Source organism: Massilia sp. CT11-108 (assembly GCF_047302915.1).
Classification (GTDB): domain Bacteria; phylum Pseudomonadota; class Gammaproteobacteria; order Burkholderiales; family Burkholderiaceae_D; genus Telluria; species Telluria orientalis.
In genome coordinates this window covers 1-26,212 of record NZ_JBKYMO010000025.1, presented here as the reverse complement: position 1 = coordinate 26,212, position 26,212 = coordinate 1, and the positions used below count along the sequence as shown (strand labels likewise).

The 26,212-nt window shown below is 65.4% G+C and carries 23 protein-coding genes; 13 read left to right on the top strand and 10 right to left on the bottom strand.

What is annotated here, in order from left to right; translation table 11 throughout:
* The 6 genes from ACEN88_RS04695 to ACEN88_RS04670 all read left to right on the top strand — a co-directional run.
* A partial coding sequence (locus ACEN88_RS04695; protein WP_413337628.1) for a sensor histidine kinase occupies positions 1–898 on the top strand: 898 nt, incomplete at its 5' end.
* A gap of 178 nt (positions 899–1,076) precedes the next feature.
* Entirely contained in the window at positions 1,077–1,829 is a 753-nt protein-coding gene (locus ACEN88_RS04690) for a response regulator (protein WP_413337627.1), read from the top strand.
* Positions 1,819–2,226, top strand: a complete 408-nt coding sequence (locus tag ACEN88_RS04685) for a GTPase (protein WP_413337626.1) — start codon at positions 1,819–1,821, stop codon at positions 2,224–2,226. The genes ACEN88_RS04690 and ACEN88_RS04685 overlap by 11 nt, the downstream gene beginning before the upstream one ends.
* Before the next feature lie 169 nt (positions 2,227–2,395).
* A complete protein-coding gene (locus tag ACEN88_RS04680; protein WP_036235350.1) occupies positions 2,396–2,653 on the top strand; it encodes a DUF3567 domain-containing protein in 258 nt (85 codons plus the stop codon).
* Positions 2,654–2,805: 152 nt separating this feature from the next.
* Complete coding sequence (locus ACEN88_RS04675; RefSeq protein WP_413337625.1) at positions 2,806–3,573, top strand: class II glutamine amidotransferase; 768 nt, start codon at positions 2,806–2,808, stop codon at positions 3,571–3,573.
* Positions 3,574–3,663: 90 nt separating this feature from the next.
* Positions 3,664–4,944 (top strand): EAL and HDOD domain-containing protein, encoded by a 1,281-nt coding sequence (locus ACEN88_RS04670; RefSeq protein ID WP_413337624.1) that lies wholly within the window; start codon positions 3,664–3,666, stop codon positions 4,942–4,944.
* 69 nt (positions 4,945–5,013) lie between these two features.
* Here ACEN88_RS04670 and metH read toward each other — a convergent pair whose 3' ends face one another.
* A complete protein-coding gene (metH, locus tag ACEN88_RS04665) occupies positions 5,014–8,769 on the bottom strand; it encodes a methionine synthase (protein ID WP_413337630.1) in 3,756 nt (1,251 codons plus the stop codon).
* Positions 8,770–9,119: 350 nt separating this feature from the next.
* Between metH and ACEN88_RS04660 the strand changes: the two genes are divergently transcribed.
* The gene (locus tag ACEN88_RS04660; RefSeq protein ID WP_413337623.1) at positions 9,120–9,353 is read left to right on the top strand and encodes a BrnA antitoxin family protein; all 234 of its coding nucleotides are present in this window, start codon (positions 9,120–9,122) and stop codon (positions 9,351–9,353) included.
* 145 nt (positions 9,354–9,498) lie between these two features.
* Here the strand turns inward: ACEN88_RS04660 and fmt are convergent, their stop codons facing one another.
* Both fmt and def read right to left on the bottom strand, forming a co-directional pair.
* A complete protein-coding gene (gene fmt / locus ACEN88_RS04655; RefSeq protein WP_413337629.1) occupies positions 9,499–10,446 on the bottom strand; it encodes a methionyl-tRNA formyltransferase in 948 nt (315 codons plus the stop codon).
* Positions 10,447–10,457: 11 nt separating this feature from the next.
* Positions 10,458–10,985 (bottom strand): peptide deformylase, encoded by a 528-nt coding sequence (def, locus tag ACEN88_RS04650; protein ID WP_413337622.1) that lies wholly within the window; start codon positions 10,983–10,985, stop codon positions 10,458–10,460.
* Positions 10,986–11,237: 252 nt separating this feature from the next.
* Here def and ACEN88_RS04645 point away from each other — a divergent pair, with 252 nt between their 5' ends.
* From ACEN88_RS04645 to ACEN88_RS04630, 4 genes are all read left to right on the top strand, one after another.
* A complete protein-coding gene (locus ACEN88_RS04645; protein ID WP_413337621.1) occupies positions 11,238–12,353 on the top strand; it encodes a LysM peptidoglycan-binding domain-containing protein in 1,116 nt (371 codons plus the stop codon).
* A gap of 7 nt (positions 12,354–12,360) precedes the next feature.
* Positions 12,361–13,581, top strand: coding sequence for a DNA-processing protein DprA (gene dprA / locus ACEN88_RS04640; protein ID WP_413337620.1), 1,221 nt, complete (start codon positions 12,361–12,363; stop codon positions 13,579–13,581).
* Positions 13,582–13,653: 72 nt separating this feature from the next.
* On the top strand, positions 13,654–14,118 hold the full coding sequence (locus ACEN88_RS04635) for a DUF494 family protein (RefSeq protein ID WP_413337619.1): 465 nt from the start codon (positions 13,654–13,656) through the stop codon (positions 14,116–14,118).
* A gap of 232 nt (positions 14,119–14,350) precedes the next feature.
* Entirely contained in the window at positions 14,351–17,026 is a 2,676-nt protein-coding gene (locus ACEN88_RS04630; protein ID WP_413337618.1) for a DNA topoisomerase III, read from the top strand.
* Between the two features lie 182 nt (positions 17,027–17,208).
* Here the strand turns inward: ACEN88_RS04630 and ACEN88_RS04625 are convergent, their stop codons facing one another.
* The 3 genes from ACEN88_RS04625 to ACEN88_RS04615 are packed head-to-tail and all read right to left on the bottom strand — an operon-like array spanning position 17,209 to position 21,939.
* On the bottom strand, positions 17,209–17,415 hold the full coding sequence (locus ACEN88_RS04625; protein WP_056122293.1) for an addiction module protein: 207 nt from the start codon (positions 17,413–17,415) through the stop codon (positions 17,209–17,211).
* Between the two features lie 45 nt (positions 17,416–17,460).
* On the bottom strand, positions 17,461–21,042 hold the full coding sequence (locus ACEN88_RS04620) for a M1 family aminopeptidase (protein WP_413337617.1): 3,582 nt from the start codon (positions 21,040–21,042) through the stop codon (positions 17,461–17,463).
* 3 nt (positions 21,043–21,045) lie between these two features.
* Positions 21,046–21,939: an ABC transporter ATP-binding protein gene (locus ACEN88_RS04615; RefSeq protein WP_413337616.1), complete on the bottom strand. Its 894-nt coding sequence runs from the start codon at positions 21,937–21,939 to the stop codon at positions 21,046–21,048.
* A gap of 226 nt (positions 21,940–22,165) precedes the next feature.
* Here ACEN88_RS04615 and ACEN88_RS04610 point away from each other — a divergent pair, with 226 nt between their 5' ends.
* Together ACEN88_RS04610 and coq7 are read left to right on the top strand one after the other, a co-directional pair.
* Positions 22,166–22,594, top strand: coding sequence for a hypothetical protein (locus ACEN88_RS04610; protein WP_413337615.1), 429 nt, complete (start codon positions 22,166–22,168; stop codon positions 22,592–22,594).
* A 37-nt stretch (positions 22,595–22,631) separates the two neighbouring features.
* Positions 22,632–23,273, top strand: coding sequence for a 2-polyprenyl-3-methyl-6-methoxy-1,4-benzoquinone monooxygenase (coq7, locus tag ACEN88_RS04605; protein WP_413337614.1), 642 nt, complete (start codon positions 22,632–22,634; stop codon positions 23,271–23,273).
* 4 nt (positions 23,274–23,277) lie between these two features.
* Here the strand turns inward: coq7 and ACEN88_RS04600 are convergent, their stop codons facing one another.
* From ACEN88_RS04600 to ACEN88_RS04585, 4 genes are all read right to left on the bottom strand, one after another.
* Positions 23,278–23,700, bottom strand: coding sequence for an OsmC family protein (locus tag ACEN88_RS04600; protein ID WP_036235392.1), 423 nt, complete (start codon positions 23,698–23,700; stop codon positions 23,278–23,280).
* 73 nt (positions 23,701–23,773) lie between these two features.
* Entirely contained in the window at positions 23,774–24,970 is a 1,197-nt protein-coding gene (locus ACEN88_RS04595; RefSeq protein ID WP_413337613.1) for an ABC transporter permease, read from the bottom strand.
* The gene (locus ACEN88_RS04590) at positions 24,967–25,701 is read right to left on the bottom strand and encodes an ATP-binding cassette domain-containing protein (protein ID WP_413337612.1); all 735 of its coding nucleotides are present in this window, start codon (positions 25,699–25,701) and stop codon (positions 24,967–24,969) included. Before ACEN88_RS04590 ends, ACEN88_RS04595 begins: the two co-directional genes overlap by 4 nt.
* Before the next feature lie 16 nt (positions 25,702–25,717).
* Positions 25,718–26,212, bottom strand: a 495-nt coding sequence (locus ACEN88_RS04585) for an alpha/beta hydrolase (RefSeq protein ID WP_413337611.1), incomplete at its 5' end; no start/stop codon positions are given.

The following is a 26,212-nucleotide window of genomic DNA, read 5'->3' as shown; positions in this document are numbered from 1 at the left end:
GGCGCACTGGCAGCAGCAGATCGAGATCCCGCGCCGCCCCGGCACCGACGACGACCACGACCTCACCCTGCTCGCGCGCGGCTCGCGCCTGCCGGTGGGGGCGGGCAGCGGCTTCATCGTCGTGTTCGACGACATCTCCGACGTGATCTCGGCCCAGCGCTCGGTCGCCTGGGGCGAGGTCGCGCGCCGCCTCGCGCACGAGATCAAGAACCCGCTCACGCCGATCCAGCTGTCGGCCGAACGCCTGCAGATGAAGCTGGCCGACCGCGTCGACCCGGATGCGGCGGCACTCCTCAACAAGGCCACCGACACCATCGTGAGCCAGGTGGCCGCGATGAAGCGCATGGTCGACGACTTCCGCGACTACGCGCGCACGCCGCCGGCCGTGCTGCACCCGCTGGACCTGAACGACCTGATCGACGAGATCCTGAACCTGTACCTGTCCGAGGATGGCTCGGACGTGATCCACCCGTCGCTCGCCCCCGGCCTGCCGCGCGTGATGGGCGACGCGACCCAGCTGCGCCAGGTGATCCACAACCTGCTGCAGAACGCGCAGGACGCGCTGGCCGACCGTCCGGGGCGGGACGACCCGCCCCGTATCGACATCGTGACGGAAGCCATCCACTATGTCGGCGCCGACGGCGGCACGGGCACCGCGGTGCGCCTGGCGATCGTCGACAACGGGCCCGGTTTCGCGCCGAAGATCCTGTCGCGGGCCTTCGAACCGTACGTCACGTCGAAGGCGCGCGGCACCGGCCTGGGCCTGCCGATGGTCAAGAAGATCGTCGACGAACATGGCGGCCGGATCGACGTCGCCAACCGCGCCGACGGAAGTGGCGCTTCGGTATCGATTTTGCTGTTAAAGTTAGCGCCAGAGGCGAACTTGGCCGAAGCGTGAATCGCGCATAAAATCTTGGCTGGAACGGGCGCCTCGAAAAACCGTCGCGAGCGGCCGCAATGCGGTTCGAGAAGCGCAGCTGTACGAAAGTACAGCGAGCATCGCAGGACCGCAGTGCAACGCGCAGTAGGTTTTTCGACGTGCACGGAGAGAGTCAGATCATAAAAGGCATAACAAGATGGCGAACATACTCGTAGTTGACGATGAAATGGGCATCCGCGAGCTGCTCTCGGAAATCCTTGGCGACGAGGGACACGCGGTCCAGCTGGCGGAAAACGCGCAGCAGGCCCGCCAGGCGCGCCAGCAGGGCACCCCCGACCTGGTGCTGCTCGACATCTGGATGCCCGATACCGACGGCGTCACCCTCCTCAAGGAGTGGCAGCGCGACGGCCTGTTGACGATGCCGGTCATCATGATGTCCGGCCACGCCACCATCGACACCGCCGTGGAAGCGACCCGCATCGGCGCCCTGAATTTCCTGGAAAAACCGATCGCCCTGCAAAAACTGTTGAAAGCGGTGCAGCAGGGCCTGCAGCGCGGCCAGGAAGTGGCGCGCGCCCCGGCGATCGCGCCGCGTCCGATGGCGACCGTCGCCTCCGTCTCCGCGCCCGTGCCGGAGCCGAGCGCCGTCGCGCAGCCGATGTATGCACCGCAGCCGCAGGGCGGGGCGATGGGGGCGTCGATGGGCATGGCCCGTCCGGTCAGCAACGGCGAGGCGCATGCGCACGGCTACACGCTGTCGTTCGACCTGCCGCTGCGCGAGGCGCGCGACGCGTTCGAGCGTATGTACTTCGAACACCACCTGGGCCGCGAAGGCGGGTCCATGACGCGCGTGGCCGAAAAGACGGGCCTGGAACGGACCCACCTGTATCGCAAGCTCAAGCAGCTCGGCGTCGAACCGGGCAAGTTGGGCAAGAAGAGTGCACAGTAATCCCGGAGACCAGGACGATGCGCGCACCGTCCTGACGCTCGTCACCGGTCCGGGCGCCGCCGCGCGCGAAGCGGCCATCGCCGCCCACCTTTCCGATCTGCATGAGGACCGGGTGCATCCCATCTCGCAGGCCATCGTCCTTGAAGGCCTCGCGTCCGGCAGTTCCCCCCTCGACGACCTTCCTCCCGGGCAGACGCTTGCGCGGATCGCGCCCGGTTGCCTGTGCTGCACCGGCAATCTCGTTTTGCGTGTAACATTGAATCGACTGCTGCGCCAACGACCCCGCCGTATCTTCATCGGTGTCGCGGACAGCGGGCATCTTGATCAGTTGCGATCGTGGCTGCAGTCCGAGCCATACGATCAGCTGTTACGGCTGACTTCCGACCTGAAGGCCTGAATCTTCCGCAGCGTGTTGATGGCATTCGTAACAAGTTGTAGAGGTTCTTGAATTCGGTTCGTCGTGGCCCCACCTCGTAGTTGAAGTGGAACGAAAGTGGAAAGGCCAGCAAAGAGCCGTCCGCCGCCGGGCGGCCCTTGCACCCATCTGATCGAGTGAAGGAGTCATCATGAACATGATCTATAACAGCGAACAGTACAGCGTTGTCGAATTTGGCGTCGATCACAACCTCGAGGCCCTGCGCTTCGGCGGCTACGAGATCGTCGACAAGTCCGGCCGGCGCGAGGCGTTCATCGGCGGCAAACTGGCGCAAGCGTTCCGGCGAGATGTCAACAACCTGATCGCGAGCGAGCCGACCATGGAGGAAATCGACGATTTCCTGGGTTCGTACGATACCCTCATGAGCCAGCCCGTCGTCCTGCACTGAGTCTCTCCCCGGGCCGGACAGGACGTCCGGCCACTGCTCTGCCGCACCTGCGTTACGCAGCCTTGTTCGGGCCGGCGACGCAGGGCACCATCCGCATTCCAATCACATTTTCCCCATACCGGCTTTGTGTTCGCGCATGGTAAGCTTGACCCATGTGTCAGCTACTCGCCATGAATTGCAATGTCCCGACGGACATCGTGTTTAGTTTCACCGGCTTCGCCCATCGGGGCGGACGCACGGACACGCACCACGACGGCTGGGGCATTGCGTTCTTCGAGGGATCCGGCGTGCGCCATTTCGTCGATCACCAGGCCGCCATCGCGTCGCCGATCGCGGAACTGATCAAGCATTACCCGATCAAGTCGCTGAACGTCATCGCCCACATCCGCAAGGCCACGCAGGGCCAGGTGGCGCTGGAAAACTGCCATCCGTTCGTGCGCGAGATGTGGGGCCGCTACTGGGTGTTCGCCCACAACGGCGACCTCAAGGGGTTCGAGCCCGTCCTCGACGGGCCGTACCGTCCGGTCGGCAATACCGACAGCGAGCGGGCCTTCTGCTTCCTGCTGCAGCAATTGCGCGACCGCTTCGGCGCCACGCCCCCCGCCATGCCCGTGCTGCGCGCCGCCATCGCCGACCTCGTCGCCATCATTGCCCGCTACGGCACGTTCAACATGATGCTGTCCGACGGCACGGCGCTGTTCGCGCACTGCTCGACGAAGCTGTGCTACGTCGTGCGCAAGTATCCGTTCACGGCCGCCTGCCTCGCCGACGAAGACCTGTCCGTCGATTTTTCACAGGTGACGACGCCGAACGACCGCGTGGCCATCATCGTCACGACGCCACTCACGACCAACGAAACGTGGACGGAATTCGCGCCGGGTGAACTGAAGGTTTTCGTGGACGGCCTGCCGCAATCCTGACAAAGTTTTTTACAGGAAATCATTTTCACATAGTCACCGGGCGGCGGAATGCGTTAAAGTAGCTACGTTCCCTTGCTACAAGAGTCCATGATGACCGATACCGCCGCGAGCCTGGACCACGCGAACTATCCCCTGCGCGTGCGTGACTTCTACCTGGGGCGCCAGCCCGTTCTCGACCGCAACCAGGCCCTGTACGGCTACGAGCTGCTGTTCCGCAGCGCGCGCCAGGGCGAGGCCGACGAGACCGGCCTGTCCGCGACGGCCGCCGTGATCGCCCATGCGGCGCAACTGGGCCTCGCGCGCGCGATCGGCGACGCCACCTGCTTCCTGAACGTGGACGCCGAAGTCCTCGCGAGCGACATCTTCGCCTTCCTGCCGCGCGACCGGACGATCCTCGAGATCGTGTCCGACGTCGTGCCCGACGACGACCTGCTGGCGCGCATGCGCGCGCTCGAGGGCCACGGCTTCCGCTTCGCGCTGGACGGCGTCGACGGCGACAGCCTGCGCCTGCAACGCCTGCTGCCGCTGGCCGCCTTCGTCAAGCTGGACCTGCGCAGCGTGCCGCCCGCGCAGCTGCCGAACCTCGTGCGCCGCCTGCACGGCATGGAAAAGACCGTGGTCGCGGAAAAGGTCGAGACGCGCGACACCTACCAGGCCGCGATGAACCTCGGCTTCGACTACTTCCAGGGCTATTATTTCGCGCGTCCGTCCGTGCTGGGCGGCCGCAAGCTGTCGCCGTCGCAGCTGGCCGTCGTCGACCTGATGAACCTCGTGATGTCGGACGCGGACAATGCCGACATCGAAAAGGCCGTCAAGCGCGACGTGACGCTCGCGCTGAACCTGCTGCGCCTCGTGAACACGCCGGCCGTGGGCGCGACGCAGCGCATCGATTCCGTCAGCCAGGCCCTGCTCGTGCTGGGCCGGCGCCAGCTGCAGCGCTGGCTGCAGATCATGCTGTACGCGGAGCCGGCCACGCGCGGCCACAACCAGACGCCGTTGCTGATGCTGGCCACGACGCGCGGCCGCCTGATGGAGCTGCTGGCCCAGCGCCTGCGTCCCGGCCAGCGGGCCGTCGCGGACATCGCGTTCACGGTCGGCATCATGTCGCTGATGGACGTCCTGTTCGGCATCCCGATGACCGAGATCGTCGAACAAATCCCCGTCAGCGACGAAGTGCGGCAAGCCCTCGTGGGCCGCGCCGGTTTCTTCGGCGAGCTGCTCAAGCTCTCAGAGAGCATCGAGCAGGCCGACGAAAACACGGAACTCGTGCTGCCCACCTTGAAGGAGCTGCAGATCTCGGGTGACGACATGATCGAGCTGGAGATGTCCGCATTCCAGTGGAGTGATTCCGTGGTGCGTTACGCCATCTGAACCAGCTTGATGTAGCCGCACCGTCGCGGCTGAATACGCGTGGGCACCCCGTGCCCACGCGCAGTTCGATCAGAGATTCGGCGCGAGATAGCGCTCCAACTCGTCCTTGGCCATGCCGCGGCGCTTCGCCATGTCCTCGAGCTGATCCTGCCCGATCTTGCCGACCACGAAATACTTCGATTCCGGATGCGAGAAGTAGAAGCCCGACACGGCGGCTCCCGGATACATCGCGAACGATTCCGTCAGCTGCATCCCGATCTCGTCGGCCTGCAGGGTCTTGAACAGGTCCGCCTTGACGGTGTGCTCCGGGCATGCCGGATAGCCCGGCGCCGGACGGATGCCCACGTATTCTTCCTTGATCAGGGCCTCGTTCGACAGCTTCTCGTCCGCGACATAACCCCACAGGTCCGTGCGGACGCGCTCGTGCATGTATTCGGCGAAGGCTTCGGCCAGGCGGTCGGCCAGGGCCTTGACCATGATCGACGAGTAGTCGTCGCCCTCGGCCTCGAAGCGCTTCTCGATCTTCTCGGCACCGATGCCCGCGGTTACGGCGAACATGCCGATGTAGTCGGCGATGCCGGACGATTTCGGCGCGATGAAGTCGGCCAGGCACTGGTTCGGACGCTGCACGCCGTCGACGACGGGCTTGACGCCCTGCTGGCGCAGGCCGTAGTACGTGAAGGCGACTTCGCTGCGGGTGTCGTCCGTGTAGATCTCGATGTCGTCGTCGCCCACGGTGTTCGCCGGGAGCAGCGCGATGGCGCCGTTCGCGGTGAGCCAGCGGCCGTCGATGATCTTCTTCAGCATCGCCTGGCCTTCCTCGAACACCTTCGCCGCCGCTTCGCCCACCACCTCGTCCGTCAGGATCGCGGGGTACGGGCCGGCCAGGTCCCACGTCTGGAAGAACGGGCCCCAGTCGATGTAGCGTGCGAGGGTACCCAGGTCGACGTTCTTGAAGACGCGGCGGCCGACGAACTTCGGCTTCGCGGGCGAAAACGCGAGCTGCGCCTTGTTGGCGCGCGCCTGCTCCAGGCTCACCATCGGCAGCGCCTTCTTGTTCGCGTGCTGTTCGCGGATGCGTTGGTAGTCCTCGGCGATCTCGGCGACGTAGCCGTCGCGCGTATCCGCCGTCACGAGCGACTGGCCGACGGAGACGGAGCGCGATGCGTCCGGCACGTACACGACCGGGCCTTCGTAGTGCGGCGCGATCTTGACGGCGGTGTGCGCGCGGCTCGTCGTCGCGCCGCCGATCAGCAGCGGAATGCGGCGGTCGCGGAACCACGGGTCGCGCTGCATCTCGCGCGCGACGTGGGCCATCTCTTCGAGCGACGGCGTGATCAGGCCGGACAGGCCGATGATGTCCGCGTTCTCTGCCTTCGCTTTCGCGAGGATCTCGGACGCGGGCACCATGACGCCCATGTTGACGATCTCGAAGTTATTACATTGCAGGACCACGGAGACGATGTTCTTGCCGATGTCGTGCACGTCGCCTTTCACCGTGGCGATCACCATCTTGCCCTTCGGCTTCGCGACGATGCCGGTGCGCGCTTCTTCGGCCGCCTTTTCTTCCTCGATGAACGGGATCAGGTGGGCCACGGCCTGCTTCATCACGCGCGCCGATTTCACGACCTGCGGCAGGAACATCTTGCCCTGGCCGAACAGGTCGCCGACGACGTTCATGCCGTCCATCAGCGGGCCTTCGATCACCTGGATCGGACGGCCGCCTCCCGCGGCGATCTGCTGGCGCGCTTCTTCGGTGTCCTCGACGATCCACTGCGTGATGCCGTGCACGAGCGCGTGCGACAGGCGCTTGCCGACGGGCGCGTTGCGCCACTCGAGGTTCTGTTCCTGCTTCGCGCCGCCGGCCTTCAGGGTGCCGGCGAATTCGATCATGCGCTCGGTGGCATCTGGACGGCGGTTCAGCACCACGTCTTCCACGCGCTCGCGGAGTATCGGATCGAGGTCGTCGTACACGCCGACCATGCCCGCGTTGACGATACCCATCGTCATGCCGGCCTTGATGGCGTGGTACAGGAACACCGTGTGGATCGCTTCACGGGCCGGGTCGTTGCCGCGGAACGAGAACGACACGTTGGAGACCCCGCCCGACACCTTCGCGTACGGCAGGTGCTCGCGGATCCAGCGCGTGGCGTTGATGAAGTCGACGGCGTAGTTGTCGTGCTCCTCGATGCCGGTGGCGATCGCGAAGATGTTCGGGTCGAAGATGATGTCTTCCGGCGGGAAGCCCACTCGCTCTGTCAATACCTTGTACGCGCGCGCGCAGATCTCGATCTTGCGCTCGAACGTGTCGGCCTGGCCCTTCTCGTCGAAGGCCATCACGATGACGGCGGCGCCGTAGCGCCGGCACAGCGAGGCCTGGCGCAGGAATTCTTCTTCGCCTTCCTTCATCGAGATCGAGTTCACGATGGCCTTGCCCTGCACGCATTTCAGGCCCGCTTCGATCACGGACCACTTCGACGAGTCGATCATGATCGGCACGCGCGAGATGTCCGGTTCCGACGCGATCAGGTTCAGGAAGCGCGTCATCGCGGCCTGCGAATCGAGCATCGCCTCGTCCATGTTGATGTCGATGACCTGGGCGCCGTTCTCGACCTGCTGGCGCGCGACGGACAGGGCCTCGTCGAACTGCTCGTTCAGGATCATGCGCGCGAACGCCTTCGAGCCCGTGACGTTGGTGCGCTCGCCGACGTTGACGAACAGCGAGGTGTCGTCGACGACGAACGGCTCCAGGCCGGACAGGCGCAGCGCGACGGGGATCTCGGGCACGGTGCGCGGCGGGCAGTCCTTCAGCAGCTCGCCGATGGCCTGGATGTGTTCCGGCGTCGTGCCGCAGCAGCCGCCGGCGATGTTGACGAAGCCGGCGTCGGCGAATTCGCGCAGCAGGGCCGAGGTGTCGGACGGCAGTTCGTCGAAGCCCGTGTCGCTCATCGGGTTGGGCAGGCCGGCGTTCGGGTAGATGCAGACGAACGTCTCGGCAATCTGGGAGAGTTCTTCGGCGTACGGGCGCATCAGGGCGGCGCCCAGCGCGCAGTTCAGGCCGATCGTCAGCGGCTTCGCGTGGCGCACGGAATTCCAGAACGCAGACACGGTCTGGCCGGACAGGATGCGGCCCGACGCGTCGGTGACGGTGCCGGAGATCATCAGCGGCACGCGCGGCGTTTCCGGATGCTCGGTGAAGTACTGGTCGATGGCGAACAGCGCGGCCTTGCAGTTCAGCGTGTCGAAGATGGTCTCGACGAGCAGCAGGTCGACGCCGCCCTCGACGAGCGCATCGACCTGTTCGTAATACGCCGTCACGAGCTGGTCGAACGTCACGTTGCGCGCGGCCGGGTCGTTCACGTCCGGCGAAATGGAGGCCGTCTTCGGCGTCGGGCCGAGGGCGCCGGCGGCGTAGCGGGGCTTGTCCGGCGTCGAGTATTTCACGCAGGCGGCACGGGCGAGCTTCGCGGCTGCCACGTTCATCTCGCGCACGAGGTGGGCCATGTGGTAGTCGTCCTGGGCGACGCTGGTGGCGCCGAATGTGTTCGTCTCGATGATGTCGGCGCCGGCGGCCAGGTAGCGTTCGTGGATTTCCTGGATGATCTGCGGCTGCGTCAGGTTCAGCAATTCGTTATTGCCCTTGACGAACAGCTCGCGTGCTCCACTGTCGGCCGGTGCGGCGAAATCGATGAAGCGGCCCGTCGGGCCACCGCGGTAGGCCTGTTCGTCGAGCTTGTATTGCTGGATGATCGTGCCCATCGCGCCGTCCAGGATCATGATGCGTTGGGCGAGGGCTTCGCGCAGCTGGGCTTCGACGGGGGACATGGCGTGGACGGCGGTGTTCATCGTAGGGCTTTCCTGAGAGCGGCTGGATAAATATGAGGCGGGTCTGTGATTATACCGTTACTGGCCGAGTTTGTTTCTGGTGCGGCCCAAGGGCCACGGTTCGCTCGAAATCGGACGCGAATGTAAAGACGCTTGTAACGTATTGTTTCAACTGTCGTATTGTTACATTGGGATACAAATTGCCCCATATTAGCAATTTCCCGGATACATACAGAGGTGACAATAAATCCCATTGAGACCGCCGCTGGCGCGGTTTCATTGATCTGTATCAGTCCAATCAACGGAAAGTGCGGACCGTCGCTCCGCCGCCAAAATGGGAAGAATTGCAAATGAATAAAGAATATGAGCCTGAGTGGGACCAGTCGGCAGTCCGCAACGAAGACAACACCCCGGCCAAGACCCACGCTGTCGCCGGCGTGAAACAAATCGTCACCATCCGCCTGGATGTGGACATGCTGGAATGGTTCAAGTCGGCTGGCCCCGGCTACCAGACCCGCATCAACCAGGTCCTGCGTGAATACATGGAAGCGAATCGCGTGCGTGCTCAGGGCGAGCAGCACTGATTCCTTTCATGTCCTGATGGTCGGGGCACAGCGCCCCGCTGAACTGCAGACCTGATGCCGGAACGGCATGCCATCCGACAGATAGCAAAAGGGCATCACCCGGCGCGAACCGGTTGATGCCCTTCTTCATTATTGCTGCAGGTTGTCACGCGAACGCGAGCCCGTCGAACGAAAAGCCTTTCAGGAACTCGCCCGCCGCCAGGCGCTTGCCGCCCGGCTTTTGCAACTCAGTCAGGCGCAGCGCACCGGTACCGCACGCGACGACGATGCCCTGCGCATCCGCCTGCAGCACCTGGCCCGGCTGGCCGTGACCGTCCGCCGGTTGGGCGTTCCAGATCTTGATCGTGGTCGCGCCCGCCTGGCCATGCGCGCCTGGGAACGGGTTGAACGCACGCACCTTGCGCGCCAGCTCGACGGCGGGCAGCGTCCAGTCCAGCTTCGCTTCTTCCTTGCCGATCTTGGCCGCATAGGTCACGCCGTCTTCCGGCTGGGGGACGGCTTCCAGTTGTCCCTGCGCCATTTTCTGCAGAGCTTCGACGATCATGCGGCCACCGAGCGCGGCCAGCTTGTCGTGCAGGCCGCCGGTCGTGTCGGTAGCGCCGATGTCGATGCGTTCGATCAGCAGCATCGGGCCCGTGTCCAGGCCTTCTTCCATTTCCATGATCGTGACGCCCGTCTCGGCATCGCCCGCTTCGATCGCGCGGTGGATCGGGGCGGCGCCGCGCCAGCGGGGCAGGATTGAGCCGTGGATATTGATACACGGCTTGATGTCCAGCGTGGAGCGGGGCAGGATCAGGCCGTAGGCCGCCACGACCATCACGTCGTACTCCGTCGCCAGCAGGCGCTCGTGCGCGGCCTTCGCTTCGGCCGCGCGTTGCGGATCCTTCGCATCCATGCGCAGCGACAGCGGCTGCAACACGGAGATAGAGTGCGCGACGGCGACCTGCTTCACGGCGGACGCCTGCAACTGCATGCCGCGGCCGGCCGGGCGGTCCGGCTGGGTCAGCACGAGCGGGACATTGAATCCCGCGTCGAGCAGGGCGCGCAGGGCGACGGCGGCGAATTCCGGCGTGCCGGCGAAGACGACCCGCATTTTCTCCCTGCTCATGCGCGGCGGGCGGACGAGCGCTGCATGTCGCGTTCTTCCTTCTGCAGCTTCGTCTTGATGCGGTTGCGCTTCAGCGGCGACAGGTATTCCACGAAGACCTTGCCCATCAAGTGGTCCAGTTCGTGCTGGATGCACACGGCCAGCAGGCCGTCGGCCTCGAGCTCGAACGGCTTGTTGAACTGGTCGACGGCGCGCACTTTTACGCGCGACGGACGCTCGACGCCGTCATAGATGCCCGGCACGGACAGGCAGCCTTCGTCATAGACCTGCTTGTCCGGGCTGGACCAGACGATTTCCGGGTTGACGAAGACCAGCAGGTTGTCCTTGGTCTCGGTCACGTCGATGACGACGACGCGCTCGTGCACGTCGACCTGCGTGGCGGCCAGGCCCACGCCCGGGGCGTCGTACATGGTCTCGGCCATGTCCGCCACCAGCGTGTGGAGGCGGTCGCCGAATTCGGTGACCGGCTTGGCAACCTTGTGCAGGCGCGGGTCGGGGTAGCGGAGAATGTTCAGTAAGGCCATGGCTGTGTATTCGAAATCAATCAGTAATCGGTATATTGGGCCGCGCGGGCATAAACGCAACACGCCGCCCCCGCTGCCGGGTGCGGTTTGTCTTGCTAGTTCAGGGATTTCTCGGCAGAATTTGATTCAGTAAGGCAACTATTGCGACCCTTCATGATCCGCTGCGCGGTCGAAGAGTCGTCTGGTTCCTGCGTTGTTGCCGGCCGAGGTGGCGCAGCACCCGTGTCGATACGGCACTTTACGGACTCTCCAATGAAAAATTTTAGCACAGGCGTTGCCCGGTCGCTCGCGATCCGCGCCGCCGCCGCGGCCCTTTTCGTCTCCAGCGCCGCCGTTTCCGCCCAGGCCGCCACGAACTGCGCGTTCCGCCCGAATGCCCCGGACCAGCACGTCGTCGTCAAGGGCGATACCTTGTGGGATATTTCCGGCGCCTTCCTCGAGCACCCATGGTGCTGGCCCCAGGTGTGGGGCATGAACCGCGACGAAATCCGCAATCCGCACTGGATCTATCCGGGCCAGGTCGTCTATTTCGACCGCGCCCGCGGCCGCCTGACCCTGAACAAGCCGGGCAGCGACACGGATGCCGGCCAGCCGCCCCTCGTGCGTCTCTCACCGCAATTGCGCACGGAAAACCTTGGCGAGGATAATGCCGTGCCCGCGATTCCCGCCGGCGCGATCGAACCGTTCCTGACCCAGCCGCTCGTCGTCGAGGCGCAGGCACTGGCGAATGCCGCGCGCATTGTCGCCGCGCAGGAAGACCGGCTGTACCTGGGCGAGGGCGACCGCGTCTATGTGCGCGGCGCGCTCGACGGCGCAACCAGTTTCCAGGTCTTCCGGCCGGGCAAGGAACTGGTCGATCCGGAGTCCGGCAAGGTCGTTGCCCACGAAGCGGCGTATGTCGGCACGGCCCGCCTCGTGAAGGAAGCGGGGCCGGGCACGGACGTCCACACGTTCGCCGTCACCCGCTCCGTGAAGGAAATGGGCGTCGGCGATCGTCTGTTGCCCACGCCGCCCACGCCGGTGCGCAACTATGTCCCGCACGCGCCCGCGCGGCCGGTGGCGGCGCGCGTGATGGCGCTCGCGTCCGAATCGAATTACGCCTCGCAGAACCAGGTGGTGACTGTCAACCGGGGCACGCTTGACGGACTCGATGTCGGCGCCGTGCTGCAGCTTTATCATCTCGGGCAGACCGTGACGGACCCGGAAAGCAAAGGTTTCCTTGGGCTCGGCAAGGCGAAACTGAGGCTCCCGGACGAGCAATACGGCGACCTGTTCATCTTCCGGGTTTTCGACCACGTCTCTTACGGACTGGTCATGCAGGTGACGCAGCCGGTGCAGGTCGGCGACGTCGCACGATCACCGGAGTGAATCCACCGTGCAGGACACGGACCTTTCCGCAGCGCCTGCACGATCCTCTTCCCTGGCAGCCTGGCTCCGCCTGGAGCGCACCGCCGGCATCGGACCGCGCACGGCCGCCGCGCTGCTGGACGCGTTCGGCAGCCCGGACGCCGTGTTCGCCGCCGACTATTCGGCACTGGCCGCCCGCGTGCACCCGGCCCAGGCGCACGCGCTGCTGCAACCGCCGTCCGATGCCACCCGCAAACTGCTGGATGCCACGCTGGACTGGCTTGCGCAGCCCGGCCGCTACGTCGTCGCGCTGGGCGAGCCCGGCTATCCCGACCTGCTGGCCCGGATCCCCGATCCGCCTTTGCTTCTTTATATTAGAGGGCTGCCCCAGGTGCTGGATGGACCGTGCCTGGCGATCGTCGGCAGCCGCAATGCCAGCGCGCAGGGCAGGGCGAATGCGCTGGCGTTCGCGGAAGCGTTGTCCGGTGCCGGCCTGTGCATCGTGTCCGGCCTCGCGCTCGGCATCGACGCGGCCGCGCACGAGGGCGCGTTGCGCCGTTGCGGCGGGACGATCGCCGTCGTCGGCACCGGGGCGGACATTGCCTATCCCGCCCGTAACCGCGACCTGTGCGAGCGCATCGCGCACGAAGGCTGCATCGTCAGCGAGTATCCGGTCGGCACGCCGCCCCTGCCGGGCAATTTCCCGAAACGGAACAGGATCATCAGCGGCCTCGCGGCCGGCGTGCTTGTCGTCGAGGCGGCGGTACAGTCCGGCTCGCTGATCACGGCGCGCCAGGCGGCCGAGCAGGGGCGCGACGTGTTCGCGATTCCCGGCTCGATTCACGCCGCGCTGGCCAAGGGCTGCCACATGCTGATCCGCGAAGGCGCGAAGCTCGTCGACACGGCGCGGGACGTGCTGGAAGCGCTCGCGCTGTCGCCGCTGGTGGCCCGGCAAGCGGCCCGGATACCCCCGCCAGATATGTCGTTAACAGATACCAAGATCGATAACAGTGCCGCCGGGCATCCCAGCGCACCGGCGGACGCCGCGCTGCTGGACGCCCTCGGCCACGACCCCGTCGAACCCGACATATTGCTGGCGCGCCTCGGCTGTAGCCCCGGAGAACTGGCCGCGCGCCTGCTCGTGCTGGAGTTGTCGGGGCGTCTCGAACGGCTGCCGGGAGGCCTCATCCAGACGATAATGCACGGAAAATATGGTGGCGAAGGCGATAAGGCCGATAAACAACGCTGATGTTTCCGCACGGCAGTGGAGCACGTGACGCACTTGTGCCGCACGGAGCTTAGCTGCTACAGTAGCGTCACCATGTTCGACATCCTAGTCTATCTTTACGAGACGTATTATCGTCCCGATGCCTGCCCTGAGCCGGCTGCCCTGGCACGCAAGCTGTCTGCCGTCGGTTTCGACGATGTCGAAATTTCCGAGGCACTGGACTGGCTGAATGGCCTGACAGAAATGGCCGGGACCACCAACCCTGCCCTCGAATCGAGCGGTACCCGCTTTTATATCGCCCAGGAAGTCGATGCGCTCGGCAGTGCCGCCGTCGGCTTCATCCAGTTCCTGGAGCTGGCCGGCCTGTTGACCGCGTCGCAGCGCGAGATCGTCATCGAACGCGCGCTCGCGCTGGACGAATCGCCTGTCACGCTGGGCAAGCTGAAGATCATCGTCCTGATGCTCCTGTGGAGCCAGGGCAAGGAGCCGGACGCGCTGATGTTCGACGACCTGTTCGGGTCGGACGAGGAAGATGCGGCGCCGCGCCTGCTGCATTGACGGTGCTATCATCTACATAGTGAAACGGGGCTGCGGCCCCGTTTTTTCTTGCGGCAAAGCAAGATCAAGCGTATTTTTCAAGGCGGCATGACCGGGTTGCATCAAGGCGCACGCAGGCAGAGTCTACTTGCGGATTGCGCGGCAACCCGCTTATCATTGGCCGCTATCTGCCAGTTGTTACTAATAAGCTATCAAACGGCCGGCTTACATTGCCGCCCGACTTAGGAACCCTATGACCAAAGCCCTCATCATTGCCGAAAAGCCCTCCGTGGCGAACGACATCGCCAAGGCGCTCGGCGGCTTTACCAAGCACGATGAGTATTTCGAATCCGACGAATACGTCCTGTCGTCCGCCGTCGGCCACCTGCTGGAAATCGCGGTGCCCGAGGAATACGACGTCAAGCGCGGCAAATGGAGTTTTACGCACCTGCCGATGATTCCGCCGTACTTCGCGCTGAATCCCATCGCGAAGACCGAGTCGCGCCTCAAAGTGCTGAACAAGCTGATCAAGCGCAAGGATGTCGATACCCTGATCAACGCATGCGACGCGGGCCGCGAAGGTGAACTGATCTTCCGCCTGATCGCCCAGAACGCCAAGGCCAAGCAGACCGTCAAGCGCCTGTGGCTGCAGTCGATGACGCCGACCGCGATCCGCGACGGCTTCGCGCACCTGCGTAGCGACAAGGAAATGCTGCCGCTCGCCGATGCCGCACGTTGCCGCTCGGAAGCGGACTGGCTGATCGGCATCAACGGCACCCGCGCGATGACCGCGTTCAACTCGAAGGAAGGCGGCTTCTACCTGACGACCGTGGGCCGCGTGCAGACGCCGACCCTGTCGATCGTCGTCGAGCGCGAAGAGAAGATCAAGAAATTCGTCCCGCGCGATTACTGGGAAGTGCGCGCGGAATTCCGCGCCGGGGCCGGCATGTACGAAGGCCGCTGGCTCGACACGAAGTTCAAGAAGGACGACGCCGACCCGGAAAAGCGCGCCGAGCGCCTGTGGTCGAAGGTCGACGCGGAAGCGATCGTCGCCGCTTGCATGGGCAAGCAGGGTAATGTCACCGAGGAATCGAAACCGACCACGTCGATGGCGCCGGCGCTGTTCGACCTGACGTCGCTGCAGCGCGAGGCCAACGGCCGCTTCGGCTTCTCGGCCAAGAACACGCTGGGCCTGGCCCAGGCGCTGTACGAAAAGCACAAGGTGCTGACCTATCCCCGTACCGATGCGCGCGCGCTGCCGGAAGACTACCTGGACACCGTCAAGTCGACCCTGGAAGTGTTGAAAGGCAATTCGAACTACCACCAGTTCGCCAAGCAGATCCTGGACAAGGGCTGGGTCAAGCCGAACAAGCGCATCTTCGACAACAGCAAGATCTCGGACCACTTCGCGATCATCCCGACCGGCGTCGTGCCGAAGAACCTGTCCGAGCCGGAACAGAAGCTGTACGACCTCGTCACCCGCCGCTTCATGGCCGTGTTCTTCCCGGCCGCGGAATTCCTCGTCACGACCCGCTACACGGAAGTGGAAGGCCACCAGTTCAAGACCGAGGGCAAGGTCATGACGAACCCCGGCTGGCTGGCCGTGTACGGCAAGGACACGACGGGCGACGACAAGGACGGCGCCAGCCTCGTGCCGGTGGCGAAGGGCGAGAAGGTGCTCACCGAAAAGGTCAACGCCAACGGCCTCGTCACCAAGCCGCCTGCACGCTACAACGAAGCGACGCTGCTGTCGGCGATGGAAGGTGCCGGCAAGCTGGTCGATTCCGACGAACTGCGCGACGCGATGGCCGGCAAGGGCCTCGGCACGCCGGCCACGCGCGCGGCGATCATCGAAGGGCTGTTGACGGAAAAATACCTGCTGCGTGAAGGGCGCGAGCTGATCCCGACCGCCAAGGCGTTCCAGCTGATGACCCTGCTGCGCGGCCTCGGCGTCAACGAACTCACGGCGCCGGAACTGACGGGCGAGTGGGAATACAAGCTGTCGCAGATGGAAAAGGGCCAGATTTCGCGCGAAGAATTCATGCGCGAGATCGCCGAGATGACCGAGATCATCGTCAAGCGCGCCAAGGAGTACAACAACGACACGATCCCGGGCGAGTACGCGACGTTGCGCACGCCGTGCCCGAACTGCGGTGGCGTCGTCAAGGAAAACTACCGCCGCTTCGCGTGCACCAAGTGCGATTTCTCGATGAGCAAGGTGCCGGGCGGACGCCAGTTCGAGATCGAGGAAGTCGAGGAACTGCTGGCCAACCGCACGATCGGCCCGCTGCAGGGCTTCCGCTCGAAGATGGGCCGGCCGTTCGCCGCGATCCTGCGCATCGTGCGCGACGAGGACATCCACAACTACAAGCTGGAATTCGACTTCGGCCAGGACCAGGACGAGGGCGAGGACGGCGAGGGCGTCGACTTCACCGGCCAGACGCCGCTCGGCCCGTGTCCGAAATGCACCGGCAACGTCTACGAGATGGGCCTCGCGTACGTCTGCGAGCACACGGTGGCCAAGCCGAAGACCTGCGATTTCCGCAGCAGCCGCATCATCCTGCAGCAGGAAATCCTGCCGGAGCAGATGGCCAAGCTGCTGAACGACGGCAAGACCGATCTGCTGCCGGGCTTCGTGTCGCAGCGCACCCGCCGCTCGTTCAAGGCCTTCCTCGTGCGTGGCAAGGACGGCAAGATCAGCTTCGAGTTCGAGGAGCGCAAGGCCAAGCCGGGCGCGAAGGCGAAGGACGAGGGTGACGGTGCCGACAGCGGCGCGGAGACGGCGGCCGCCAAGCCGGCCGCGCGCAAGGCGGCGGCAAAGCCGGCGGCCAAGGCTGCTGCGACCAAGGCCCCGGCCAAGACGGCCGCGGCCCGCAAGGCGCCGGCGAAGCGTGCGACGGCGTCCAAGAAGGCGGTCGCCGGCGAATAGACCTCACGTCGTCCCCGCGAAAGCGGGGACCCATGCTGACGTACAGAATTCGAAGCATCTGCTTTATTGCCAATGCATCGAGTTCCGGAACTCAGTATGGTTTCCCGCTTGCGCGGGAATGACGACGTAAAAAAACCGCGACCCATCCGGCATCGCGGTTTTTTTTATCTTCAGCGCCGGCGTTACTCGCGCCAGTCGTCCTGCAGTGCGCGGATGGCCGCTTCGCCGTTGCGGATCGCCTTCACGCGGCGCACGATCTCGTTGCGCCACGCTTCGTCGGCATCCTGGTCGCCGTCGTCGCTGTCCACCATCAGCAGACGCAACAGCTCGTGCCTGTCCTGCGCGGACAGTTGCTGGATCTGGGCGGCCAGTTCGGCGACGATAGGCATGAAGGTCTCCTAGCAGGATATTGTGACCAGATCATAACGTGAAGTTCAGTGCATGTCGACAGGCTGCATGTTGTCTGTCGGTTTCCTGTCAATCAGCTTGTTGTCGGGGTCGATACCGGCCCGTGCGGGCCGGCCGGCGACCACCAGGACGACCCGCTGGTCGGCCTGCGTCACGAGCCTGCGCTCGCGCGCGAGCGGGTTGCCCGCTTCGTCGTCGACGCCGAATTCGATGTAGTCGCGCAGCTGTTGCGGCTGTTCCTCGCCCTGGTCGCCGGCGCGCACCTTGCCGGCCGTGGCGCGGATCTCGACCTCGTATTTGCCGTCCGGGCGGCGGCGCGCCATCGCGCCGTCGACATGGTTTTCGTACAGGACGATGGACTCGAACAGGTCGTCGATCAGGTAGGCCTTGTCCGGCGGCGTGATGCCGCGCAGGCGCTCGACGAGCGTCGCCACGGTCGGATACGGCGGCCCCTTGTACGCATACTCCAGCAGCAGGCCGTGCAGCACGCCGTTGACGGCATCCTCGCCGACCAGGTCCTGCAGCAGATACATCGCGAGGCTGCCCTTGTGGTAGTGGATGTAGCTCTGGTTCTCGTTCTGCGCGAGCGGCAGCTCCTTCTTGTTCTCGCGCGCGCGGCCCATCAGGTATTCCTCGAGGTCGTAGCGCAGGAAGCGCCGCATCTTGCTGGAGCCCAGCGTGTTCTTCATCGACATCAGCGCCGTGTATTCGGCCAGGCTTTCCGACAGCACGGTCGCGCCGCGCATGTCGGCGCCGACGATCTGGTGCGCCCACCACTGGTGGCCCACCTCGTGCGCGCTCACGTAATACGGGTAATCGATGTCCTTGCGCGAGTCCGGATCGACCTTGGCGATGAAGCCGACGCTTTCCGAGAACGGGATCGTGCCCGGCGCCGCCTGCGCGTACGACGCGTAGCGGGGGAATTCCGCGATGCGCAGCTCGCGGTTCTGGTAGGGGCTGAAGTGCTTCGTGCCGTATTCAAGCGCCGCCTTGGCGCCGCGGATCATGCGGTCGACATTGAATTCGTGGCCGGGGTGGTAGTAGACGTCGATCGTCACGTCCTGCCAGCGGTCGTGGCGCACGTCGTAGCGGGCCGACTGGAACGTATAAAAATTCAGTACGGGTTTGTCGGCCTTGTAATGGAACCAGCGCCGGCCGCCGCTCATCCATTCCTGCTCCAGCATGCCCGGCGCGACCACGGTCTGGTCCGGGCTCGTGCTGACGACGGCGTCGAAGCGGATCCAGTCGGCGTCGTTGGCGACGTAGCTGTTCGCGCGCGCCGCTTCGTTCTCGTGCGCGGCCATGCGCTCGCGCGGCGCGAGGCCGTGGCGCTTGCGGTCGCGGTCATCTTCCAGCTCGACCGTGCGCTGGTAGCCCACGTGCGGCAGCACCTCATTGCTGAAGAAGGTGCCGTTGCCGACGACAGCCGTGTCGCGGCCCAGGCCCAGCACGCCGCCCGGCGCGTCCAGCAGGTCGAATTCCAGCGCCGTGCGCGCGCCCGGCAGCAGGGGAGACGCCAGCAGGTAGTGATAGAAGCCGTGCTGCGGATCGGCGCGCAGCAGCCGCGCCGCCTGCGCGAAGCGCGGACGGAAGTCGGGACCGGGCTTCTGGAACAGGATGACGTCGCGGATCGGAGAAGCCGTCCGGTTTTCCAGTTGATAGAAGCCGTGCACCTTCAGCGTGCGCGTGTCGGGATGGATGTCGACCTGCAGGCCGACGTCGGTGATGCGCGGCTGCGGCAGTTTCGCGAATCGTTTGTAGCGCAGCTCGTAGTCGGCGCGTACCTGTTCCTTGTGCCATGCAGTCTGGTAGGTGCCGAGGTGGACGAGGCTGTACCACAGCAGGCCGCCGCTGGCCGCGAACACGAGGATGCCGGCCGCGAAGCCGGCGAGCACGCCCGGCGTCAGGCGCTGGCGGGCGAGCTGCAGGCGTTCGGCGAAGCTGTCGCTGACGCCGCGCGGCCACAGCACGAGCGCGATGGTGAACAGGACGATCGCTGCGCCGCCCCAGTAGATTTGCAGGGTGCGCTGCAGCGGCAGGGAGTGGCCGAAGCCGTTCATCGCGGAATACGTGATGTCCGGCAGCGCGCCGTACACGAGCATCGGGTGGTCGAGGCCGAAGCCGCCGAGGAACAGCGTGACGACGTAATAGGTGACCAGCGCGAAGTACGCGAGGTATTTATGGTTCAGGATGGCCTGGGCGGCAATCGCCAGCACGGCCAGCAGCACGTAGCGGGGCAGCAGGATGCCGAACAGCGTCGTCAGGTACAGGCCCGGTTCCAGCGTCAGGTAGCCGTGCGCCAGCTGGATGCCCATGCCGCACACCATCGCGGCCAGCAGCAGCAGGGCCTGCAGGCCGACGAGGGCGATGGTCTTGGCGGCCAGCGGCAGCCAGCTCGGGACGGGCAGCGCATCCATGATCTGCGCCATGCGCGCCTCGCGCTCGCGCCACACCATCTCTCCCGCATAGAACGTCGTCACGATGAGGACGAACAGCGCGAACACGTCGCGTATGAGTTCCAGCACCATGTAGGTGACGGGGTAGGTCTTGGTGCCGTAGATCGCGCCCAGGTCCAGCGAGCTGACGACGAGGGTCAGCATGCCGGCCAGGACGATCACGGCGAAGTAGACGTTCTTGACCGCCTCGCGCAGATTCATCCAGCTCGACCTGGCCAGCAGCACGGCGAGGTTGCGCGCGGCGAAGTCGGGCGGCTCGTGCATGCCGGCCATGCCGGCCGGCGTTTGCGGCGCGCTTTCCGGTTCGAGCCGCGCCTGGCCGCGCCTGCCGGCCGGCGTGGACACGAAGCTGAAGCGCCAGTAGCCGAGCAGCAGGACGACGAGCGAAAACAGCGACCAGATGGCGCGATTGATCAGATAGACGCCTGCGAACGGGACCTGCAGCGTGTTGCGCTCCGTGAGGTTCCAGTACTCGGTGAGGCGGATCAGCGCCGTCGTGCCGAATGGGTCGATCAGCGCGGCGAGCGTCTTGTAATCGAGGTCGCGTGCCAGCGACGGGGCGACGATGTACCCGATCAGCATGACGACGCTGGCGACGTAGACAGGCAGCATGCGCCGCGTGAGCGCCGCGAGCACGAAGAAGATGGCGCCGAAGATGAACAGGTTCGGCAGCAGGGTAAGGAAGTAGGGCAGCAGGTAGCCCGCGACGGAATACGGCCCGAGGCGATCGGGATCGATGCCGGGCAGCGCGGCCCCCAGCAGGGTGCCGAACAGGATGGCCGAGAACACGACGGCGAGCGTCGCCAGCGCGCCGAGGAAGCGTCCGAACACGTACGCGTACTTCGGGATCGGGGCGCTGAAGAAGAAGTGGTGCATCTCGTATTCGAAGTCCTGCTGCACCGAGCGGCCCATCATCGCGGCGACGACGATGACGCCGAGGGAGCCGAGGAACGCGGCGCTCAGCGCGATCTGGCGCGGCGCGTTGATCAGCACGCGGCCGCCGAACGAGACGAAGGCTTCCTTGAACACGCCGCCCGCGGCGGCCATCCACAGCAGGGCCAGCGCGAAGAAGGCAAGGAAATACACCCAGGTCGACAGCAGCTTCAGGCGCTGCCGGGCCTCGAAGCCGGCGATGGCGAGGAGCGCGCCCATGAATCAGCAGTTCCCGGCCATGTCGTTGTGGCGGCCGGCAATGGTGGCGAAGTAGACGTCTTCCAGGGTCGGGTGGATCGGCTCGAAGTCGTCGCCGGGATAGCGGTCGGCGTACACGTGGATCAGCGTGCGGCCGGACAGCAGGCGCGTGGAGATGACGGTGTGGCGCTTCTGGAACGCGGGCAGGTCCGCCTTGCTGACGACCCGCGCCCAGATCTTGCCCTCGATGCCTTCGATGAGGCGCACCGGCTCGCCGCACAGCAGCACGTGGCCCTTGTTGATGATCGCCATGTTGGCGCACAGGTCGGCCACGTCGGACACGATGTGCGTGGACAGGATCACGGTCTTGTCCTCGCCGATGTCGGACAGCAGGTTGTGGAAGCGCACCCGTTCCTGCGGGTCGAGGCCGGCCGTCGGCTCGTCGACGATGATCAGCTGCGGGTCGCCGAGCAGGGCCTGGGCGATGCCGAAGCGCTGGCGCATGCCGCCGGAGAAGGTGCCCATTTTCTGGTTGCGCACCTCGAACAGATTGGTCTGCTGCAGCAGCGCGTCGACGACTTCGCGCCGGCGGTGGCGCTGCGACAGGCCTTTCAGTTGCGCGAAATGGTCGAGCAGTTCGTACGCGCTCACTTTCGGGTACACGCCGAAGTCCTGCGGCAGATAGCCCAGCAGGCGGCGCACTTCATCCTTTTCGTCGAGCACGTCGATGTCGTCCAGGAACACGGAGCCGCTGTCGCATTCCTGCAGCGTGGCGAGGATCCGCATCAGGGTCGACTTGCCGGCGCCGTTGGGACCGAGCAGGCCGAACATCCCGGGCGGGATGCTCAGCGAGACCCTGTCCAGCGCGACCACGCCATTGGCATAGGTCTTGGACAAGTTGCGGATTTGTAATTCCATGGAGACTCCATTGCTCGTGACAATGCACGTATTTCATGACTGTTGCATTGTATTAAAAAGGAGCCGACCCGGCAGCAGCGGTGCGACACACGGCGTTTTCACAAGTCCAGAGTGCAGAAAAGCGGGAGCAGGATGCAGGCCAGCATACAACGTGGAATGACTCATGTCTATTCTGGCAACATTGTCGGTGATATCCCGGCCGGGCAAGAACATGCATAATGGCCTTATGGATACTCTCATCAACAAGGACAACATCCTGGCCGTGACGCGCCAGGGCCGCACCCGGGCCGAGTCGACGGACTGGTTCCGCGTCGCCGTCGGCCTGTACTACCTGGCCAACCTGATGACGAAGGAAACCATCGATTTCAAGACCGTGGACCGCGAGTTCAACCGGTTCATCTACCACACGATCGGCGGCGGACACACGATCACGAGCGTCCTGCAATTCATGAGCGGCAAGGATGTGTTGCCGGTCGTGCAATCCGAGCGTTTCATGAAGGCCTTCACGACGACGTGCACCGACGTGCCGCCGGATTCGATCCCGTTCCTGCTGGAACTGAACCTGGGCGTCGCGAAGAACATCTCGAAGCTGGAGGTGGACGGGCCCGTGCACGACTGGCTGGAGGCGCGGAAGCGTACGGGCGAGGGCATATAATTCGGGTTATCGAACAACAAGCTGGAAAAGGTCCCTCATGACAACCCGCACCATCAACCCCCTTGACCACCTGATCGTCGGCTTCGACAAGGCCCTGCGCGTCGTGGGCGGCGTGGCGAAGGCCGCGCGGCCGAATCCCGGTGTCGCGGCCCCGGACTGCGAACTGAATGCCCAGGAACAGCGCCACAGCGCCGGCCTGATGCGCGTGAACCACGTGGGCGAAGTGTGCGCCCAGGCGCTGTACGACGCCCAGGGCCGCCGCGCGTCGACGCAGGCCATGCGCGCGCAGTTCGCCAAATCCGGACGCGAGGAAGAAGACCACCTGGCCTGGACGGCCGAACGCCTGGCCGAACTGGGTTCGCAGCCGAGCCTCCTCAATCCGCTGTGGTATGCCGGCGCCTATGCGCTGGGATTGGCCGCGTCGCGCCTGGGCGACGCCGTCAGCCTCGGCTTCGTCGTGGAGACGGAGCGCCAGGTCGAGGCGCACCTGAACAGCCACCTCGACGAGCTGCCGCCGCAAGACGCGAAGTCGCGCGCGATCGTCACGCAGATGCGCGACGACGAGATCGAACACGGTGCGAAGGCGCAGGAAATGGGCGCGGCCGAGATGCCGTTGCCGGTCAAGGCCGCGATGCGCGCCATGGCCAAGGTGATGACCACGACGGCGTACTACATCTAAGGCTTCAGCCCTCGACGATCTCGAACGAGTGCGTGATTTCGGCCGTCTTGGCCAGCATGATCGACGCCGAGCAGTATTTGTCGTGCGACAGGTTGACCGCGCGTTCGACGGTCGCCTCCTTGAGGTTGCGGCCCGTGACGGTGAAGTGGAAGTGGATCTTCGTGAACACCTTCGGATCCGTCTCGGCGCGCTCGGCCTTCAGCGTGACGTCGCAGCCGCGCACGTCTTCCCGGCTGCGCTTGAGGATCAGCACGACGTCGTAGGCGGTGCAGCCGCCGGTACCCAGCAGCACCATTTCCATCGGGCGCGGTGCCAGGTTGTGGCCGCCGCCCTCGGGGGCGCCATCCATGTTCACCAGGTGGCCGGAGCCGGTTTCGGCCCGGAAGCTCATCCCGGAGGGTCCGTTCCAGCTGACTTTGACTTCCATCGATTTCTCCGCTTCGTTTGACAGGTAAAGACGACCATTCTAAGCCAGCGCGGCGGTCCGTGCTGACGCGGCTTCAGACGGCCAGCACGTAACGCTCGCTCTTCATGCGCCACGCGGCGAATGCGACGGCCGCCCACGCCGCGAGGGCGGAGCACAGGAACGTCAGCACGAACGGCAGCAGGCCGATGTCGCCGCCCTTCGCCGTCTCGCGCAGCAGGGTCTGGTTCGACAGCATCGGCACGAGGTACATCCAGGATGCCGTTTTGAGCTCCAGCATCGACACGGCGAGCCCCGGCAGCATCGGCACCAGCATCACGATCGACAGCACGCTCTGTGCCTCCTTGAACGAGCGCGCGTTCATCGCCACCGCGATCTGCATGGCGGCCGCGAACAGCGACAGCGGCACGGAGGCGAGGCAGACGAGCAGCAGCCGTCCCCAGCCCACGCGCCAGCTCATGCCGATTTCTTCCAGCGGCATCCACGACAGGATCGCATGCGCCAGCATCAGCTCCAGCGTGATGCCGATGACGGCCAGCGCCGCGGCGGCGAGCCACTTGCCGGCGACGAGCTCCCACGTGCGCACGGGTTGCGCCATCAGCACTTCGAGCGAGCGCCGTTCGCGTTCGCCCGCCGTGGAATCCACAGCCGCGGACAGGCCGCAAATGAACGCGGGGAAGAACAGGAAGCCGAGGATGCCGCCGATGACGCCGGCCGAGCGCGCGGCCGTCGTGCCCGTGTCGTAGCGCTGCACCTGCACGGGCGACAGCGCGGCCGGCGACACGCCGTGCGCCAGCAGGCGCGCGCTGGCGATGTTGGCGCCGTAGGCGTTCAGCACGTCCTCGACGTCGCGCCGGCCATCCTGCTCGGTCGACGAGTCGAACCACAGCTCGATGCGCGCGGGCCGCATCGCGGCGTAGTCGCTCGCGTACTTGCCGGGCAGGCGCAGCACGGCGGCGGCCTTGTGGGCGCGCAGCAAGTCGCCGATCGCGGCTTCGTCCATGGGCGGCGTGTCGCGCACGGTGACGTTCTTCTGCTTCAGCTGGGCCATCAACGTGGGCGCCTGCGCGCCGCCGATCACGGCCAGCACGATGCCTTCGCGCTCGGGTTTCGTCGCGCGGTCGATCCACTGGTGCAGCAGGACGCCCAGCAGCACCGGGTACATCAGCGTGAACAGGGCGAGGAGGCCGAGCGAGCGCTTGTCGCGCAGTGATTCGCGGAGTTCTTTCTTGAAGACGACCAGGAATTTGAGTTTTTGATGCGGGCGGTTCATGAGACGATCCCTTCGTCGGTGCCGACCAGGCGGACGAACGCGTCTTCCAGGTTGGCGATGCCGGTGCGGCGGCACAGGTCGTCCGGCGTGCCCTGGGCCACGGTATGGCCCTTGGCGATGACGATCACGTCGTCGCAGAGATGACTCACCTCCTGCATCACGTGCGTGGCCATCACGACGCAGCATCCTTCCTTGCGCAGCGTGGACAGCGCATGGCGCACGGCGCGCGTGCTCATCACGTCCAGGCCGCGCGTGGGCTCGTCCAGCAGCAGGTGGCGCGGACGGTGCAGCAGCGCGCGCGCGAGGGCCACCTTGATGCGCTGGCCCTGCGAAAATCCTTTGCTGCGGCGTTCCAGGATGTCGTCCATCGCGAGCATTTCCGCGACCTCGTCGATGCGTGCGGCGAGCGCGCGTTCGTCCATGCCGTTCAATTCGCCGAAATAGGTGAGGTATTCGCGCGTGGACAGGCGCTCGTACAGCCCGAACTGGTCGGTCAGGAAGCCGATGTTGGCGCGCACGGCGAGCGGGTCGCGTTCCGGGTCGATGCCGTCGATGGCAATCGTTCCGTGGTCGCGCTTGAGCATCCCGACGAGCGTGCGCAGCAGGGTCGTCTTGCCGGCGCCGTTGGGACCCAGCAGCGCGGTGATGTGACCGTCGCGCGCCGTGAAGCTGACGCCTCCCAGCGCCTGCACGGCGCCAAAGTGCTTGCGGACTTCTTGTGCTTCGATCATAAGGAGAGGCCTGTGTTCAGGGTTGTGGTCCGGCGCTGCCGAGCTGGAAGGTCGGGGCCGGGATCTCGTTCAGGCAGGCGCCGTCGACTTTCGCGTCGGGCCGGTCGAGGAAGGTGCGCAACAGGCGCGGGGCGCAGCCCAGTTGCGACACGCCGTGGCCGACGTTCGGCGCCGTCAGCAGCTGCGCATGGTCCATGAAACGGGCGGCGTCCTGGGCGCGGCGCGGCGGCGTGACCGGGTCCAGTGCGCCGGACAGCAGCAGCACGGGCGCGGCGATGCGCGTGGGGGGCGTCTCCGGCACCGCCGGCACGTTCATGGCGCGGCACAGGCCGCGCAGGCGGTCGGCCAGGGTGCGCGTCAGCGGACTCGCATCGCTCGCGGCCAGCGCGGGCGTAAAGCGCGGCATGTCTTCGGCGCAGACGACGGCCAGGTGCAGCAGCGTGGCCGGCGAGCCGTCGGGGGAAAAGTCGGCGGCCAGGTTGCGGCGCGCCAGATCGACGTCACGATGACG

Coding starts and splice junctions, on each gene's coding strand:
- ACEN88_RS04690 (WP_413337627.1), top strand. CDS start 1,077: ATGGCGAACATACTCGTAGTTGACGATGAAATGGGCATCCGCGAGCTG.
- ACEN88_RS04680 (WP_036235350.1), top strand. CDS start 2,396: ATGAACATGATCTATAACAGCGAACAGTACAGCGTTGTCGAATTTGGC.
- ACEN88_RS04675 (WP_413337625.1), top strand. CDS start 2,806: ATGTGTCAGCTACTCGCCATGAATTGCAATGTCCCGACGGACATCGTG.
- ACEN88_RS04670 (WP_413337624.1), top strand. CDS start 3,664: ATGACCGATACCGCCGCGAGCCTGGACCACGCGAACTATCCCCTGCGC.
- metH (WP_413337630.1), bottom strand. CDS start 8,769: ATGTCCCCCGTCGAAGCCCAGCTGCGCGAAGCCCTCGCCCAACGCATC.
- ACEN88_RS04660 (WP_413337623.1), top strand. CDS start 9,120: ATGAATAAAGAATATGAGCCTGAGTGGGACCAGTCGGCAGTCCGCAAC.
- fmt (WP_413337629.1), bottom strand. CDS start 10,446: ATGCGGGTCGTCTTCGCCGGCACGCCGGAATTCGCCGCCGTCGCCCTG.
- def (WP_413337622.1), bottom strand. CDS start 10,985: ATGGCCTTACTGAACATTCTCCGCTACCCCGACCCGCGCCTGCACAAG.
- ACEN88_RS04645 (WP_413337621.1), top strand. CDS start 11,238: ATGAAAAATTTTAGCACAGGCGTTGCCCGGTCGCTCGCGATCCGCGCC.
- ACEN88_RS04635 (WP_413337619.1), top strand. CDS start 13,654: ATGTTCGACATCCTAGTCTATCTTTACGAGACGTATTATCGTCCCGAT.
- ACEN88_RS04630 (WP_413337618.1), top strand. CDS start 14,351: ATGACCAAAGCCCTCATCATTGCCGAAAAGCCCTCCGTGGCGAACGAC.
- ACEN88_RS04625 (WP_056122293.1), bottom strand. CDS start 17,415: ATGCCTATCGTCGCCGAACTGGCCGCCCAGATCCAGCAACTGTCCGCG.
- ACEN88_RS04620 (WP_413337617.1), bottom strand. CDS start 21,042: ATGGGCGCGCTCCTCGCCATCGCCGGCTTCGAGGCCCGGCAGCGCCTG.
- ACEN88_RS04615 (WP_413337616.1), bottom strand. CDS start 21,939: ATGGAATTACAAATCCGCAACTTGTCCAAGACCTATGCCAATGGCGTG.
- ACEN88_RS04610 (WP_413337615.1), top strand. CDS start 22,166: ATGGATACTCTCATCAACAAGGACAACATCCTGGCCGTGACGCGCCAG.
- coq7 (WP_413337614.1), top strand. CDS start 22,632: ATGACAACCCGCACCATCAACCCCCTTGACCACCTGATCGTCGGCTTC.
- ACEN88_RS04600 (WP_036235392.1), bottom strand. CDS start 23,700: ATGGAAGTCAAAGTCAGCTGGAACGGACCCTCCGGGATGAGCTTCCGG.
- ACEN88_RS04595 (WP_413337613.1), bottom strand. CDS start 24,970: ATGAACCGCCCGCATCAAAAACTCAAATTCCTGGTCGTCTTCAAGAAA.
- ACEN88_RS04590 (WP_413337612.1), bottom strand. CDS start 25,701: ATGATCGAAGCACAAGAAGTCCGCAAGCACTTTGGCGCCGTGCAGGCG.